Below are 15,312 nucleotides of genomic sequence, written 5' to 3'. Positions count from 1 at the left end.
TAGGCTTCGTTAAAATGCCGGTCATCCATGCAAAAACCACAACGAAAGGACGAAAAGAATGTGTCTCTCGACAAACAGCTGGGGAAGCCGGCCGCAGCAGCAGCTCGGTGGCTTCGGTTGGAGAAAATCGACTTCCGGCAAAGGTATCAAGAGCCCGCCAGCGGGATCGAACGCTTGGCGGCTGCCAAAGATGGGCCTGAGATGACGCGGTAGCGCGCCTCGACAAGGTTGTATATTCCGAAGGCTGCCAATCCGGCGGCGACGGCGATGTAGAGGAAGGATCCGAACGGAAGCTGGCGGACCCATTCCAGGGCGTCGCCCATGCTGCCGGCCTGTTGCGGGTCCACCCGGAAGCCGGCATAGGCGAAAAATATCCCGGTGATCGCGAATACCGCGCCGCGGGCGACGAGACCGTAAACGCAGATCAATGTCACGATTCCCTTGCTGTCCGGTATTTTGACGTAGCGCTCGAACTTGCGGGTGATGCCCTTTACGACCGTCACGATGCCGCCGATGACCAAGCCGGCGCCAACGGCGATCGCCAGGTAGGAGCCGAACGGCTGCGACATGATCCATCCCGCCAGCCCCCTCTCACCGGAACCTTCGCTCCCGCCGCCGAGGAAGATGGCGTGACCCAGCGCATATCCGGCAAGGCCGAGATAGGTGACGGCACTGCCGAAGAGTGCGGCCCGGATCACCAGTGCCTTCCCGTCCCGCCCGTGGCCGTCGCTATCCGCCAGGGACTGCGCCAGCCTCCAGGCGACAAATCCGAGAAGACCAAGACCAATCATTCCGACCCAGATACGCCCGAACGGCTGCGCAAGCAGCGTCGAGAGCGCCGACTTCGTTTCCGGCCGGCCGCCGGCGACGCCGGAAAAGAGCGCCAACCCCGCTATCAGGAGAAAAACGACACCGCGCGCCACGTAGCCGGCTTTGGCGAGCACATCAAATCGAAAGCCTTTGCTCATCAGCATTTCCCCATCCGTAGTCGGCGCGCGGGGTTAACGCGCCAGACTTCCGAAAGTTTGCTGAGAGGACTCGCAGAGGTCCGCAGGATGCTGGAGAATGGAGCTTCGGTCTTCACCGGCAACGCGGTCGTTTGCGATTGGGAGCAGCTATTGCCTCGCCAGTTCCATAAGAAAGATTACGCCACATTTACACGTATAGGTTGATTTTTGCGCATCTTAAGTTGCGCTCCACTGCCCCGCTTACGTCGCAACGGCATCGAGATGCGCGCCGCGTCTGTCGTTTCCTATCGCACCTCGAATTCCGGATCGGGCGGAACCTGCATGGCGAGAGCCAGATGATTTGTCTGTGCGGCAAGCCCGATGACCGTCAGGAGTTCGCCATGCTGGGCATCGGTCATGCCGCGGGCGCGAGCGGCCGCGGTATGGGATTGAATGCAGTACTGGCAGGCATTGGCCGTCGACACGGCGATGTAGATCATCTCCCGCGTTAGCGGATCGATGGCACCTTCGACCGTCATGACCGATTTGAGCGTTTCCCATACCCGCTTGAGATTGGCCGGATCGTTGGCAAGGGCACGCCAGAAATTGTTGATGAAATCGGTATTGCGCGTCGCCCTGATGTCATCGAACACGGCTTGCACGGCTGGAATGGCCGCGGCCTCTTGATCCGACAGAAGTTTGACTGTTGCCATCGAAAGTTCCTTTCCGGCGCCGATCTACGGCCTCACGCATGACTTTGCTCGGCGATCCCACGCCGCAACGGAAGATACGAAGAAACGGCAATGGCCGCCAGCCTCCCTGCCGGCGAGAAAATCGAGGCGGCCGTTTCACGAAAACAGCTTAAATTAGAAATTATTGTCTACAGATTTTGTAGATTATACGGTTCCATAGCCCTGTCGACTTCAGCGCTGAAATCTCGACGCCCAACGGATGCGATCCTTGGGCGCATGCGACCTGCCGAGTTCATCCACTATCAACAGGAGATTTCCATGAGCAATCCGGTTCTCGTCAATCAGATCATTCCCGACATCGATGTCGTCCCGCTGACCGGCCGTGTCGGCGCCGAAATCAAAGGCATCCGCCTTGGCGGAGAGCTTTCCGATGCAACGGTGGCAGCCGTCAACCAGCTTCTCCTGAAACACAAGGTCATCTTCTTCCGCGATCAGGGACATCTTGACGATTCCGAACAGGAAGCTTTCGCGCGCCGCCTCGGCGATCTCGTGCCGCATCCGACCCAGGGACCGGTCTCCGGCACGGCCTCCATTCTCAATCTCGATTCCAGCCGCGGCGGCGGCAGAGCCGACCAGTGGCACACCGACGTCACCTTCGTCGATGCCTATCCCAAATTCTCCGTGCTTCGCGGCGTCGTCATTCCGGCAGCCGGCGGCGACACGATCTGGTCCAACACCCATGCCGCCTATGAAAGCCTGCCGGCGCCGCTGAAACTGCTGGCGGACAATCTATGGGCCGTTCACAGCAATGCCTATGACTATGCCACCGTGCGCCCTCGCGCCACCGCCGAGGAGAAGAAGCATTTCGAGGAGGTTTTCACCTCGACCATCTACGAGACCGAGCATCCGGTCGTGCGTGTCCATCCGGAGACGGGCGAAAGGTCGCTGCTGCTCGGGAATTTCGTTCAGCGCCTTGTCGGCTTGTCGAAGAACGATTCTGCGAAACTCTACGAAGTGTTCCAGTCCTACGTCACCGCCCCGGAAAATACCGTGCGCTGGCGCTGGCGGGCCGGAGATGTCGCAATCTGGGATAATCGTGCGACGCAGCACTATGCCGTCAACGATTATGGCGACCAGCACCGGGTCGTGCGCCGCGCCACCGTCGACGGCGATGTTCCCGTCAGCATCGACGGCCGCCGCAGCATAACCCATGTCAAGGCTGCCAAGCCGCAAGCCAAGGCGGCCTGATCGTGCACGAATGAGTGCCGCCCGGAAGCAAAATGCGCCGCATGCCTTACGAGAAGGACAGCTTCTCGCTCGGCCGGGTCAGCGTTTCCGGGCGCAGCACCGCATCGAGATGCTCCTTTTGCATCAGCCCGCGCTCGAGAAGAATTTCGTAAACCCCCCGTCCCGAATGATGCGCTTCCAGCGCAACCTCGGTGGCGTTGCGGTAGCCGATATAAGGGTTGAGCGCCGTTACGATGCCGATCGATTGCTCGACCGTCTGTCGCAACCTCTCGCGGTTGGCGGTAATACCTTGAATGCAATTCGCCTCGAGCGTCAGGCAGGCATTGGTCAGGTGGCTGAGACTGCGATAGAGGCTATAGAAGATCACCGGCTCGAAAGCGTTCAGCTGCAGCTGGCCGGCCTCGGCGGCCATGGTGATCGTCACGTCGTTGCCGATCACTTCGAAAGCGACCTGGTTGACCACTTCAGGGATAACAGGGTTGACCTTGCCGGGCATGATCGAGGAGCCGGCCTGGCGCGCCGGCAGGTTGATCTCGTTGAAGCCGGCCCGCGGCCCCGAGGATAGAAGCCGCAGGTCGTTGCAGGTCTTGGAAAGCTTGACCGCCACCCGCTTCAGAACGCCCGAAAGCTGCACGAAGGAGCCGCAATCCTGCGTCGCCTCCACCAGATCCGGTGACGTCACCAGATCGACGCCGACGATTTCGGACAGGCGCTCGCGCACCAGCGCCGCATAACGGGGATGAGCGGTGATGCCGGTGCCGATCGCGGTGGCGCCGAGATTGATCTCGCGGATCAGCGAGACGGCTTCGGAAAGCCGTGCCTCGTCCTCCGCCAGCATGAGGGCATAGGTTCCAAACTCCTGGCCGAGCGTCATCGGCACGGCGTCCTGCAATTGCGTGCGGCCCATCTTCAGAACGTCGGAAAACTCGACCGCCTTGGCCTCGAAGGCCCGGCGCAGGATCGCCATGGCGTCGACCAGACGATGAACGCCGATCCACGCGGCGAGCTTCAACGCCGTCGGGTAGACGTCGTTGGTAGATTGCGAGAGATTGACGTGCTCGTTCGGATGCAGGTGCTGGTACTCGCCGCGGTGATGGCCCAGGATTTCGAGCGCCCGGTTGGCGATCACCTCATTGGCGTTCATGTTGGTCGAGGTTCCCGCCCCACCCTGGATCAGATCGACGACGAACTGATCGTGCAGCGCCCCGTCGCGAATTTCGATGCAGGCCGCGATGATCGCATCGGCCCGCTCCTGATCCAGAAGGCCGAGGCTAACATTGGCCTGAGCCGCCGCCTGCTTGATCGCCGCCAGGGATGCGATCAGATCCGCCGATTCCTTCAGCGTCTGACCGGTAATCGGAAAATTCTCGACCGCGCGCAGCGTATGCACGCCGTAATAGGCCGAGGCCGGCACGTCGCGATCGCCGATCAGATCGTGCTCAACGCGGATAGCAGTCATATCGGATGTCGTCATGGCGAGAACTTTCGAGAGGGGCGCTGCCGGCACGCATTGCGGCGGCAGGCTGAAGACGAGAATGGCTGTTGACGCGGCAGAATAGCCGCGTCGGGAGGCGTCACCGGGTCAGGCGGAAAGACGAGGATCGTCCCCGTCCTCCTTCGATCCGCGCAGTTTGAATGGGAAAGATACGCCGCCTGTCGTAACACCCATCGTGTTCACGCGCTGGGGATGATGGAACGGCGCGAGCCGGCTTAGGATATCAGCCGAGCCGATGCCGAGCCGCTGGAGAAGCTCCGTCACGACGGCGTAAAGGATTTCGAGATTGCCGTCCTCGATCTTGACCGAGATGCCGAGCGCACCGTCCGTCCCCAATCGCCGGGTTTCATCCGAGGCCCGCACGCCGATCGCGTAGCTGGCATCCGCCCCGAGCTTGCCGATGAGGGCGCCGTTATATGCACGCATCAGCGCTGTGCAGTAGCGCCCCTCACCCGCGACCATGTCAGGATGGCGCGCCATTGCATGGAAGATGCGGGCCAATGCCGGACCCCGCGTCGACAGGCCCTTGCCCGCCTCGTAGCCGTCCGCTACCGCGGCAAGCTTGGCATAGATGCGGGCCAGCCGGTCCAGCGGAAAAGCGGGGGTCGGGAGATTGCATCCGTCGATCCCCCATTCGACGTCCTCAACATCCAGATCGCAGAGTTCGGCGACGGTGCGCTTGACCCTCCCCTGCATCGGATGATCCGGCAGGTGGTAGCCTTCCATGCCTGCGCCGATCGCCCGGGCGCCGGCAAGCATGCCGACATGCTTGCCCGAGCAATTGCTGCAGACGCCTGTCGGGACAAAGTCCTGCTTGATCCATGAGCGGTTGACCGTTTCCGACAGCGAGGGATGGCCGCCGCAGCGAAGGTCGGCCTCCTCGGCCTTGATCTTCGACAGCATGGTTCGCGTGCGCGCGATGTGCCGCTCTTCGCTGCTGTGGGACGCGCACATCAGCGCGATATCCGCATCGTCGAAGCCGTAACCAGCAAAACCCTCCGTCTCCAGGATGGCAAGCGCCTGGGCCGGCTTGGCGGCGGAGCGGGCAAGCGTCATGCGCTCGGGATTTCCCAGCGCGTAAAGCAGCCTGCCCGTTGCATCGACGACAGCCGCGTGGACGCGATGGCGGTTCTCGACGATGCCGCCACGATCGGTGACGACGAAATCCTCACTCGGGGTCATGTCTCTCTCCATTCATGCCGCACCCCGGCGGCGACATGCGCCGCCGGAGAAAGCTTGGATTGTCGATCGGTGTCAGGCGAGATCGAAACCGCCGCGATCCTCGCCCTGTTCGGCGGCGAGCATGTAGATGCGCTCACGCATCAGCAGCCAGCCGACCACCAGCGCCGGAATGATCAGCGCCAGAGAGGCGACCGTGTAGGTTCCGACCGGATAGTCGAGGGCCATGAGGATCACGACGACGGCAAGGAAACCAAGGGTCAGCAGGCCGGTGTAAGGCGCGCCGAACATCCGGAATTCAGGCCGCGCCAGCTTGCCCTGCCGCGACAGCTGCCACAGCTTGAGCTGGCACAGCACGATCACGCCCCATGCCGCGATGATGCCGAGGGCGGCGACATTCAGGCCGATCTCGAAGGCTTCTGCCGGAACGACGGCGTTCAGCACGACGCCGAAGGCGGTCACGATAGCCGTCACCGCAATGCCGACATAGGGCACGCCGGATCGGTTCATCTTCGCCAGCGCCGCCGGAGCCGACCCCGAAATCGCCATGGAATGCAGGATGCGGCCTGTGGAATAAAGGCCGGCATTCAGCGACGACAGGACGGCTGTCAGCACGACCAGGTTCATGACCACGTCGGCGCCCTGGATGCCGATCTTGCCGAAGAAGGTCACGAACGGGCTCTCGCCGCCCTTGTAGGCGGTATAGGGCAGCAGCAGCGACAGCAGCAGGACCGAGCCGACATAGAAGACCACCAGGCGCAGAACGACCGTGCGGATCGCCCGCGGCATGACCTTGCGGGCATTTTCGGTTTCGCCGGCGGCGGTGCCGATCAGCTCGATCGAGGCATAGGCAAACACCACGCCCTGTATCACCACCAAGGCGGGCAGGATGCTGTTCGGGAACATGCCGCCGAAATCGGTGATCGTGTTGAGGCCCGGAACATGGCCGTCGATCGGTGTGCCGGTGACGACGAAGTAGACGCCGACGATCAGGAAGACGACGAGGGCGAGGACCTTGACGAGGCTGAACCAGAATTCCAGTTCGCCGAAGACCTTCACCGACAGAAGGTTCATCGAGAGGACGAGGACCAGCGCCGCGAGCGCAAACACCCACTGATCGATCATCGCGATCCAGGGGACATAGGCCTTGAAGAAATTCATGTAGAGGGCGACCGCGGTGACGTCGGCGACCGCCGTCATCGCCCAGGTCAGCCAATACATCCAGCCGACCGCGAAGGCGAGCTTTTCGCCGTAAAATTCCCGGGCATAGGAGACGAACGAGCCCGAGGTCGGGCGATGGACGATCAGTTCGCCGAGCGCCCTCAGAACGAGGAAAGCGAAAAAGCCGCACAAGGCATAGACCAGCACAAGTGCGGGCCCGGCAGCGGCAAGCCGGCCGCCAGCGCCGAGAAACAGCCCCGTGCCGATGGCGCCGCCGATGGCGATCATCTGGATCTGCCGCGGCTTCAGCGCCTTGTGGTAGCCGAGATCCTCCTCGGCAAAGACCTGGCCTTCGGCCTCGCTTCTATTGGATTGCATGACTGTCATTTCTCCTCCCTATCCCTGGGTTCGGCAACCTCCCGGCCGCCCCTCCGCGCAGATGTCATAAAGATGTTAATCTGCTATGCGGTCTGACAGGTTTGGCGAATAAAGGAAAAACCACCCTGCAGTCAAGGATTTTCCCTCTGCTATTTGTGGATGCGTCACCGGCGGCCTGGAGAAAGGCAGTCTTTGGTGGCGGGATTGGATCGATTTCCTAGGCTTCCGTCAAAAGCGCCAAAGATATCAGAGCTCGATGCCGATGATGCGGCTGACAGCCGCCGCGACCTTCCTGAGATGGATTTCCATCGCCGCCTGGGCCTCGGCCTCCGCCGCTATGCGGATGGCTTCGACGATGGCGCGATGCTCTTCATTCGATTCCTGGCGGCGCGGCCCCAAAGCGGTCAGCAGCCCGGATTGCTGCGCCATCGCCTCGCGCACATCATCGACGATGTCGCGAAAGACGGCGTTCTTCGACGCCTCGGCGATCAGCCCGTGAAAATCCGAATCCAGCCGCACCCAGGCTTCGGTATTTTCTTCCTGCTCCATCCGGTCGCAAAGATGAAGCAGCCGGGACAGTTCGTCATCGCTTCGGCGCAGCGCCGCCCAGCCGGCAGCGGAGACTTCGACGAAGGGCCGCGCCTCCATCAGATCACGCGCCGAATAATCGCCGTAACGGATATCGCCGCCGCCGCCAGCCGCGAGCACATAGGTTCCGCTTCCCGTTCGCGTCTCCGTCAGCCCCAAAATCTGCAGCGAGCGCAGCGCTTCCCGCACGATCGGGCGGCTGACACCGTATTTTGCCGCGAGCTTGGCTTCCGACGGCAGCTTGGAACCTTCGGCAAACCGGCCGGCGATAATGAGATTGCGCAACTCCTCGAACACCAGTTCCGAGGCGCTTTTTCGACTGAGGATCGCGGAGTTGGAAAGCCAGTTTTCTAGATCATTCATCGTCTTGCGTTCGATCGGCAGCGCACCCGGATTTGGGGTGCAATTTAAAATCATACCTTCGGCGCAGTCCTCTTTCATCGGCAATCCCGATGATGGACCGCTTGACCTCCAGCAGATGCTCCGCCATCGCTGTGCGCGCATCCCCCTCGCTGCCTGCCGCGATGGCCTCCAGAATGCGGCGGTGCTCGGCGTTGGAGGCTTTGCGCCGTCCGCGGACATGCTCTACCAGTTCCGATTGCGTCGAAAGCGCGCCGCGGACATCGGCGACGACTTTCCTGAAGATCGTATTGCCCGAGGCTCCAGCGATCTCTCCATGAAACTCGGCGTCCATCCGCACCCATGTCTGGACGTCTTCCTCCTCGTCCATCCGGTCGCACAGGGATGCAAGCGACGCCAACTGCTCGTTCGAGCGCCGCAATGCCGCCCAGCCCGCCGCCGGGATCTCGATGCAGGGGCGGGCCTCCATCAGATCGCGGGCGGAATAGGGGCCGCCGCCGAGCTGCCGCGCCGGGCTTTCCGAAACGACGAAAGTGCCCCGGCCGGTCCTGGTTTGCGTGAACCCCAGCGTCTGCAGCGAGCGAAGCGCCTCACGCACGATCGCCCGGCTGATGCCGTAACGTTCGGCGAGTTGCACCTCCGCGGGAAGACGGGTTCCGAGCGCCAGTTTCCGACTAACAATCGCCGTCCGGATATCTTCGAAGACCGCTTCGGCAGCGTTTCTCCGGCCTATCTCTTTCTTCTCCGACAGCCATGAATCCATATCCTGCATCGAAGGACGATGCGGGCATTCGAAAGAGCTGTCAAGCAACCGGACAGGTGCGCGCAGACGCGCCGGCGGCATGCCGACGCGGGGCCTACCAGAGCTTCATGTGACGGTTGACGTCCTTGTAGAGCAGGTAGCGGAAGCGGCCGGGGCCGCCGGCGTAGCAGGCCTGCGGGCAGAAGGCGCGCAGCCACATGAAATCGCCGGCCTCGACCTCGACCCAATCCTGGTTCAGGCGATAGACGGCCTTGCCTTCCAGCACATAGAGCCCATGCTCCATGACATGGGTTTCCATGAAGGGGATCACCGCGCCCGGTTCCAGCGTGACGATATTGACGTGCATGTCGTAGCGCACATCGGCCGGATCGATGAAGCGGGTCGTACCCCAGCGGCCGTCGGTATCGGGCATGGCCCGGATCGGATGGTCGTCCTCATGGGTGACGATCGCCGGCGGCGGCTCCAGCCCCTCGACTTCCTGAAAGGCCTTTCTGACCCAGTGAAAAATCGCCGCGGCCGAGCCGTCGTTCTTCAGGCGCCAGACCGATCCGGCGGGAATATAGACGAAGGAACCGGCGCGCAGCGTATGGCTGACGCCTTCGATCTCCACCGTCATGCCGCCTTCGACGACGAAGAGCACTGCCTCGGCGCGGCTGTCCGGCTCCGGCCGGTCGCTTCCGCCGCCCGGCTGAATCTCCATCACATATTGCGAGAAGGTTTCGGAAAAGCCGGAGAGCGGGCGGGAAAGAACCCATGCCCGCGTTCCCGTCCAATGCGGCAGGAGGCTGGTGACGATATCGCTCATGACGCCGCGGGGGATGACCGCGTAAGCCGTGGTGAAAACGGCTCTGCCGGAAAGCAACTGGGTCTGCGGCGGCAAACCGCCGAGCTTCGAAAAATACTCTGTCTTGTCCATTGATGCGGCTTTCCAGGCAGGTGTCTCTGCATCTGCTTTATGCGCCGCCGGCCCGTTAGGCAACTCCCAACGCCTTTCGCTACCGGTCGGCCATCACCAGATGGCCCGGCCCGACTTCACGATACAAGGTGGCCGGAGGCTGGTAATCGACTGATCGCATCGGGCTCTTGATCTCGTCATTCGCCACCATGCGTTTTTCGTGGCGGCGGTCGGGATCGGGCACCGGCACGGCGGCGATGAGTTTCTTCGTATAGGGATGTTGCGGGTTTTCGAACACGGCGGCGCGCGGGCCGATTTCGACGATTTCGCCGAGATACATCACCGCCACGCGGTGGCTAACGCGCTCGACCACGGCCATGTCGTGCGAGATGAACAGGAAGGCGAGGTTGAGGCTCTGCTGCAGGTCGAGCATCAGGTTGATGACCTGCGCCTTGATCGAAACATCGAGCGCCGACACGCTTTCGTCGGCAACGATCACCTTCGGCTGCAAAGCGAGCGCCCGGGCGATGCAGATGCGCTGCCGCTGGCCGCCGGAAAATTCATGCGGGTAACGCCAAGCCATCTCGGGGGAGAGCCCGACCTTGACCAGCAGATCGGCAACGACCTCTTTCGCCTGCTTCAAATTGCCCATCCGGTGCTCGAGATAGGGCTCGGCGATCGCCGCCCCCACCGTCATGCGCGGATTGAGGCTGGCGAAGGGATCCTGGAAGATCATCTGCACGGATTTGCGCATCGCGCGCAAATCCCCCTTGTCGAGGCCGAGCACCTCCCTGCCCTCGACGAGAACGGAGCCCGCCTGCGGCTCGATGAGACGCATGATGGCGCGCCCGGTCGTCGACTTGCCGCAGCCGGATTCGCCGACGAGCGACAGCGTCTCGCCGGCGTGCAGATCGAAGGAGACGTTTTCGACAGCATGCACGCGGCTGGTCAGCCGGCCGAACAGGCCGGAATGAATGTCGAAACGCTTGGTGAGGTTCTTCACCTGCAAGACCGGCGTTGCCGCGACGGTATCGGCGGCCTCGGTCGGCGTGTTCGATTCTCCCGTCGCCGTATTGACCACCGGAAAACGCAGTGGCCGCTGCCGGCCCTGCATCGAGCCGAGCACCGGCACGGCCGAGAGCAGCGCCCTGGTGTAAGGATGTCTGCCGCGGTGGAAGATATCGGCGGTAGGCCCGCTCTCGACCTGTTCGCCGCGATACATCACCACTGTCCTGTCGGCGATCTCGGCGACGACGCCCATGTCATGGGTGATGAAGAGAACCGACGTCCCCTCCTCTTCCTGCAGCATCTTGATGAGATCGAGGATCTGGCCCTGGATCGTCACGTCGAGGGCCGTCGTCGGCTCGTCGGCGATCAGCAGTTTCGGCCGGCTGGCGAGCGCCATGGCGATCATCACCCGCTGGCGCATGCCGCCGGAGAAACGATGCGGATATTCGTCGAAGCGCGAGGCGGCCGAGGGAATGCGAACTTTCTCCAGCAGCCTGATCGTCTCGGCCCTGGCATCGGCCCGGCTGATATTGGAATGGCAGAGCAGCGCTTCGGAAATCTGGTCGCCGATGGTGAAGAGCGGATTGAGCGATGTCATCGGCTCCTGGAAGATCATCGCCACCTCATTGCCGCGCACCTGCCGCATGGCCTGTTCCGGCAAGGCCAGCAGGTCGCGTCCGCCGAGCATGACCCGGCCCTCGACGCGGCTTGTGTCGGCCTGCAGCAGCCGCATGATCGACAGCGACGTGACACTCTTGCCCGAGCCGGATTCGCCGACGATGGCGACCGTTTCGCCGGGCGCGACGGTGAAGGAGATGTCGCGCACCACAGGCTTCCAGGCGCCGTCGACCAGAAAGGACGTCGTCAGCCCCTCGACGGAAAGAACGGGGGTGGCTGTCTCGATCGATTGCGCCTGGACGCTGCCCATGTCGGTTCCTTCTACGTTCAATCCGGCCAGCGCAGCAGCCCGTCGAAGCGGTGCCGGCTGCGGTTTTCGATCGGGGTTGCGATGATTTCGTTGGAGGCGCGCGCCTTGTCGAGTTCCTCGGCCAGGCGATTTGCGACGATGCGCTCCTGGCCCGGATGCAGGTTGCACGGGTCGAGGTAGAAATAGCGGTGCTCCACCTCATGGTCGCGCACGATGATCGGCGGGCTGCCCTTCGCCAGCGCATCGGCGAGATCCCAGGCGGTGATATGGGCCTCTCCGGCATCGACGATCAGGCGCAGCCGCTCAAGCGGATTGTTGGTCGGATCGGGCTCGATCAGCGCAGTGACGCCGGGACGGCCATCGAGCGTGCGTTTCCACAGGTTGAGATAGCTGGTCTCGCGCTCGCGGATGCCGGCATGATCGCGCTTTTCCCAGGCTTCGAGTGCGGCCATGACGCCGAAGATGCTTTCCTTGCCGACCTTCATGCCGCGGCCGATTCCCATATTCTGCAGGAAGGCATGGCGCACCAGCTCCTTGCGGCCGGCAACGATGCCGGACGTCGGGCCACCGAGGAATTTGTGGCCGGAATAGAGGGCGATATCGGCCCCCTGCTCCAGGAAGATCCGGAGATCATATTCCGAGGCGGCATCGACGATCACAGGCACACCTCTGGCATGAGCGATCTCGACGAATTCCTTGAGGTTCAGCAGGCCGTAGTCGACGACATGGTGGGAGACGACATAGACGGCGGCGGCGGTCTTTTCGGTGATCGCCTTTTCCATGTGAAAGCGATGCGTCGAGGTTGCCTGGCCGATCAATACGACCTTGCCGCCGGCAAGCCGGATCGCCTGATCGACCGGCGCGCCGTAGCTCACCACATGGCCCATCTGCACCAGCACCTCGTTCCTCTCGGGCACGACATCCGGCAGCTTTTCGATCGCCAGCAGATTGTCGCCGGTGATGGCGCCGGCGACCGCCAGCGAAATGCCGGCCGAGCAGGAGGCGGTGACGAAGCCCGCCTCGCCGCCGGTCAGCCGGGCGATGACGGCGCTTGCCTTGCGCTGCAGGTCGTTGATCTCGACGAAATGCGGCAGGATCGATGCCATCGCCTCGATCGCCTCCGGCACGACGATCGAGGCGCCGAGGCTGGTCATCGTGCCGGAAACGTTGATGACGGGGCGAAGGCCGAGCGAAGGTCTGATATCAGTGGGCATGAAGGTCTCCAGAAATCTCAGTCGAGGAACGGGCCATGGTGGCGCTGCTCCGAATATGAAAGCTCTCGTCAGCCATTCAAGGCGACGATCGCCTCAATTTCGACGGTGATGTTGCCGGGCAGCGAGCCGAAGCCGACGGCCGAGCGGGCATGTTCGCCGGCCGCGCCGAAGACCGCGATCAACAGATCCGAGCAACCGTTGATGACGCTCGGATGATCCTCGAACTCAGGCACGGCATTGACCATGCCGAGCAGCTTGACCACCCGCTTGACGCGGGAAAGATCGCCGAGCGCATCATGCATGACGGCGAGCAGATTGATGCCGGTCAGCCGCGCATGCCGGTACGCCTCCTCGACACCGACATTGGCGCCGACTTTGCCGGCATGCAGGAAACCGTCGGCCTCGCGCGGCCCCTGGCCGGAGAGGTAAAGCATATTGCCTTCCACCACATGCGTCACGAAATTGGCAATCGGCGGCGGCGGCGGCGGCAGCTTGATGCCGAGGGCGGCTAACCGTTGGTAAGGCGAGTTCTCGACCTTGCCGGCGGCGGTTGGAAACTGATTCACGCAAACTCCTGTCATGCGAATTTTGAATTGGCGAATTTTGGATTGGCCGATTTAGGTCGGCGGATTAAAGGTCCTTGCGAAGTCTTGGGTCGAGCATGTCCCTGAGGCCGTCGCCGACCATCTGCAGCGACAGCACCGAAAGGATGATGGCGACACCGGGAAACAGCGTCATCCAGTCGGCTTGGCCGATATATTGGCGGCCGGCGGCGATCATCGTTCCCCAGGTCGGGATCTCCGGGCTGACGCCGAGGCCGAGGAAGGAGAGACCAGCTTCGGCCAACATGGCGCTGGCGAAGAGGAACGTGGCCTGCACCAGGATCGGCGACAGCAGATTGCGCAGCACATGCCGGGTCATGATGTGGAAGGTGGAAATGCCGAGCGCCCTCGCCGCCTCGACATAGGGCAGTTCGCGGATAACCAGCGTCGATGCACGGACAATGCGGGCCAGGCGCGGGGAATAGACGATCGACAGCGCGATGATAACAGTGGTCAGGGACGGGCCGAGCGCGGCGACAAGGGCGATCGCCAGCAGAATATCCGGGAAGGCCATCATCGCGTCGATCAGCCGGGCGATCGGCGTGTCGAGCTTCTGGAAGAAGCCGGCAAGCAGGCCGAGGGTGACGCCGATCACGGCCGACAGGCTGACGACCGCCGCACCGACGAGCAGCGACAGGCGGCCGGCAAAGATCGTCCGCGAGAAGACGTCGCGGCCGAACTCGTCGGTGCCGAAGAAAAAGGTGCCGCCTGGCGGCTTCAGCCGGTTGACGATCGAAAGCTTGGACGGCGAATAGGGCGCGACCATAGGCGCGAAGACCGCCAGCAGCACGAAGATCGCCAGGATCAGCAGGCCGAAGGCCACCGTCTTGCGTTTCAGCAAGCGGCGGAGGAATTTGCTGCCGTCGCTCTCGGCGGGCTTGATTGCAAAATCGGCCATCAGTAGCGCACCCTCGGATCGACCAGCAGATAGAGCATGTCGATCGCAAAATTGATCAGCACGTAGAGCGCGGCGATGACGAGCAGCGCCCCCTGGATGACGGGATAGTCGCGGCGCAGCACCGCCGAGACGACGAGATTGCCGACGCCGGGCAGGCCGAAGACCGTTTCGGTGACGACGGCGCCCGAAATCAGCACCGCCGCCGTCAGGCCGAGCACCGTCAGGATCGGGATCAGCGCATTCTTCAGCGCGTGCTTGAGGATGACCTTGCGCTCGATCAGCCCCTTGGCGCGCGCCGTGCGGATATAATCGTCGCCGAGCACATCGAGCATCGAGGCGCGGGTGAAGCGCAGGATCAGCGCCGAGGAGACGATGCCGAGCGCAAAGGCCGGCAGCGTCAGGTGATACATCCGGTCCGCGAAGGTTGAGCCGGGGCCGCCATAACCCGAAACCGGGAAGAGATTGAGCCGGACGGCGAAGAATTGCATCAGGATGAGGCCGAGCCAGAAGCTTGGGATGCTGGCGGCAAACATCGCCAGCGTCGTTGCCGCCTGGTCGACGAAGGAGCCGCGCCGATAGGCGGCATAGATGCCGATCGGCAGCGCGATGATGCTCGCGATGGCAAGCGAAAACAGCGTCAGGAAGAAGGTCGGCTCGGCCCGATCGAGCAGCGCCGACGTCACAGGCATGTTGAGGAAGATCGACTGGCCGAGATCGCCCCGCAGCAGTTGGCCGATATAATAGACATATTGCAGGCCGAGCGACTGATCGAGGCCGAGCCGGGTTCGGAGATCGGCAATATCCTGCGGCGTCGCATCCGGCCCGAGCATGACGGCGGCCGGGTCACCCGGCGTCACCCGCACGATGACGAAGACGATCGTGACGACGAGAAACATCACGACGATCATGCCGAACAGGCGCTGGAGGATGTAGCGGATCATCCGAACATTGCTCCT

14 protein-coding genes are annotated in these 15,312 nt (G+C 62.7%); 1 reads left to right on the top strand and 13 read right to left on the bottom strand.

Features of this window, described 5'->3' with window-relative positions; translation table 11 throughout:
- Positions 1-146 precede the first annotated feature (146 nt).
- Together ATY75_RS30150 and ATY75_RS30145 are read right to left on the bottom strand one after the other, a co-directional pair.
- The gene (locus ATY75_RS30150) at positions 147-968 is read right to left on the bottom strand and encodes a DUF1206 domain-containing protein (RefSeq protein ID WP_088940289.1); all 822 of its coding nucleotides are present in this window, start codon (positions 966-968) and stop codon (positions 147-149) included.
- A gap of 284 nt (positions 969-1,252) precedes the next feature.
- Positions 1,253-1,660, bottom strand: coding sequence for a carboxymuconolactone decarboxylase family protein (locus ATY75_RS30145; RefSeq protein WP_064843437.1), 408 nt, complete (start codon positions 1,658-1,660; stop codon positions 1,253-1,255).
- 297 nt (positions 1,661-1,957) lie between these two features.
- Between ATY75_RS30145 and ATY75_RS30140 the strand changes: the two genes are divergently transcribed.
- Positions 1,958-2,887: a TauD/TfdA family dioxygenase gene (locus ATY75_RS30140; RefSeq protein ID WP_088940288.1), complete on the top strand. Its 930-nt coding sequence runs from the start codon at positions 1,958-1,960 to the stop codon at positions 2,885-2,887.
- 46 nt (positions 2,888-2,933) lie between these two features.
- Here the strand turns inward: ATY75_RS30140 and aspA are convergent, their stop codons facing one another.
- The 11 genes from aspA to ATY75_RS30085 all read right to left on the bottom strand — a co-directional run bounded on the left by aspA (position 2,934) and on the right by ATY75_RS30085 (position 15,297).
- Complete coding sequence (gene aspA, locus ATY75_RS30135) at positions 2,934-4,361, bottom strand: aspartate ammonia-lyase (RefSeq protein ID WP_064843432.1); 1,428 nt, start codon at positions 4,359-4,361, stop codon at positions 2,934-2,936.
- Positions 4,362-4,469: 108 nt separating this feature from the next.
- Entirely contained in the window at positions 4,470-5,564 is a 1,095-nt protein-coding gene (locus ATY75_RS30130) for an asparaginase (RefSeq protein ID WP_088940287.1), read from the bottom strand.
- A gap of 72 nt (positions 5,565-5,636) precedes the next feature.
- A complete protein-coding gene (locus ATY75_RS30125) occupies positions 5,637-7,109 on the bottom strand; it encodes an amino acid permease (RefSeq protein WP_190241453.1) in 1,473 nt (490 codons plus the stop codon).
- Positions 7,110-7,346: 237 nt separating this feature from the next.
- The gene (locus ATY75_RS30120) at positions 7,347-8,051 is read right to left on the bottom strand and encodes a FadR/GntR family transcriptional regulator (protein WP_088940285.1); all 705 of its coding nucleotides are present in this window, start codon (positions 8,049-8,051) and stop codon (positions 7,347-7,349) included.
- Positions 8,044-8,820 (bottom strand): FadR/GntR family transcriptional regulator, encoded by a 777-nt coding sequence (locus ATY75_RS30115; RefSeq protein ID WP_245317660.1) that lies wholly within the window; start codon positions 8,818-8,820, stop codon positions 8,044-8,046. Before ATY75_RS30115 ends, ATY75_RS30120 begins: the two co-directional genes overlap by 8 nt.
- Before the next feature lie 85 nt (positions 8,821-8,905).
- Positions 8,906-9,727: a bifunctional allantoicase/(S)-ureidoglycine aminohydrolase gene (locus tag ATY75_RS30110; protein WP_088940284.1), complete on the bottom strand. Its 822-nt coding sequence runs from the start codon at positions 9,725-9,727 to the stop codon at positions 8,906-8,908.
- A 79-nt stretch (positions 9,728-9,806) separates the two neighbouring features.
- Complete coding sequence (locus tag ATY75_RS30105; protein ID WP_088940283.1) at positions 9,807-11,642, bottom strand: ABC transporter ATP-binding protein; 1,836 nt, start codon at positions 11,640-11,642, stop codon at positions 9,807-9,809.
- Positions 11,643-11,659: 17 nt separating this feature from the next.
- Entirely contained in the window at positions 11,660-12,856 is a 1,197-nt protein-coding gene (locus ATY75_RS30100; protein ID WP_088940282.1) for an aminotransferase class V-fold PLP-dependent enzyme, read from the bottom strand.
- Positions 12,857-12,924: 68 nt separating this feature from the next.
- Complete coding sequence (locus ATY75_RS30095; protein ID WP_054184500.1) at positions 12,925-13,437, bottom strand: RidA family protein; 513 nt, start codon at positions 13,435-13,437, stop codon at positions 12,925-12,927.
- A 49-nt stretch (positions 13,438-13,486) separates the two neighbouring features.
- Positions 13,487-14,356: an ABC transporter permease gene (locus ATY75_RS30090; RefSeq protein ID WP_088940281.1), complete on the bottom strand. Its 870-nt coding sequence runs from the start codon at positions 14,354-14,356 to the stop codon at positions 13,487-13,489.
- Entirely contained in the window at positions 14,356-15,297 is a 942-nt protein-coding gene (locus ATY75_RS30085) for an ABC transporter permease (RefSeq protein ID WP_190241452.1), read from the bottom strand. Before ATY75_RS30085 ends, ATY75_RS30090 begins: the two co-directional genes overlap by 1 nt.
- Positions 15,298-15,312: the final 15 nt, after the last annotated feature.

It is taken from the genome of Rhizobium sp. N122 (assembly GCF_002211295.1).
Classification (GTDB): Bacteria; Pseudomonadota; Alphaproteobacteria; order Rhizobiales; family Rhizobiaceae; genus Rhizobium.
This window is presented reverse-complemented; position numbering and strand designations above follow the sequence as displayed.

Excerpts from the sequence above, each read along its gene's own strand:
- ATY75_RS30100 (WP_088940282.1), bottom strand. The coding sequence starts at position 12,856 with ATGCCCACTGATATCAGACCTTCGCTCGGCCTTCGCCCCGTCATCAAC.
- ATY75_RS30120 (WP_088940285.1), bottom strand. The coding sequence starts at position 8,051 with ATGAATGATCTAGAAAACTGGCTTTCCAACTCCGCGATCCTCAGTCGA.
- ATY75_RS30130 (WP_088940287.1), bottom strand. The coding sequence starts at position 5,564 with ATGACCCCGAGTGAGGATTTCGTCGTCACCGATCGTGGCGGCATCGTC.
- aspA (WP_064843432.1), bottom strand. The coding sequence starts at position 4,361 with ATGACGACATCCGATATGACTGCTATCCGCGTTGAGCACGATCTGATC.
- ATY75_RS30090 (WP_088940281.1), bottom strand. The coding sequence starts at position 14,356 with ATGGCCGATTTTGCAATCAAGCCCGCCGAGAGCGACGGCAGCAAATTC.
- ATY75_RS30115 (WP_245317660.1), bottom strand. The coding sequence starts at position 8,820 with ATGCAGGATATGGATTCATGGCTGTCGGAGAAGAAAGAGATAGGCCGG.
- ATY75_RS30110 (WP_088940284.1), bottom strand. The coding sequence starts at position 9,727 with ATGGACAAGACAGAGTATTTTTCGAAGCTCGGCGGTTTGCCGCCGCAG.
- ATY75_RS30105 (WP_088940283.1), bottom strand. The coding sequence starts at position 11,642 with ATGGGCAGCGTCCAGGCGCAATCGATCGAGACAGCCACCCCCGTTCTT.
- ATY75_RS30085 (WP_190241452.1), bottom strand. The coding sequence starts at position 15,297 with ATGATCCGCTACATCCTCCAGCGCCTGTTCGGCATGATCGTCGTGATG.
- ATY75_RS30145 (WP_064843437.1), bottom strand. The coding sequence starts at position 1,660 with ATGGCAACAGTCAAACTTCTGTCGGATCAAGAGGCCGCGGCCATTCCA.
- ATY75_RS30095 (WP_054184500.1), bottom strand. The coding sequence starts at position 13,437 with ATGACAGGAGTTTGCGTGAATCAGTTTCCAACCGCCGCCGGCAAGGTC.
- ATY75_RS30150 (WP_088940289.1), bottom strand. The coding sequence starts at position 968 with ATGAGCAAAGGCTTTCGATTTGATGTGCTCGCCAAAGCCGGCTACGTG.
- ATY75_RS30140 (WP_088940288.1), top strand. The coding sequence starts at position 1,958 with ATGAGCAATCCGGTTCTCGTCAATCAGATCATTCCCGACATCGATGTC.
- ATY75_RS30125 (WP_190241453.1), bottom strand. The coding sequence starts at position 7,109 with ATGACAGTCATGCAATCCAATAGAAGCGAGGCCGAAGGCCAGGTCTTT.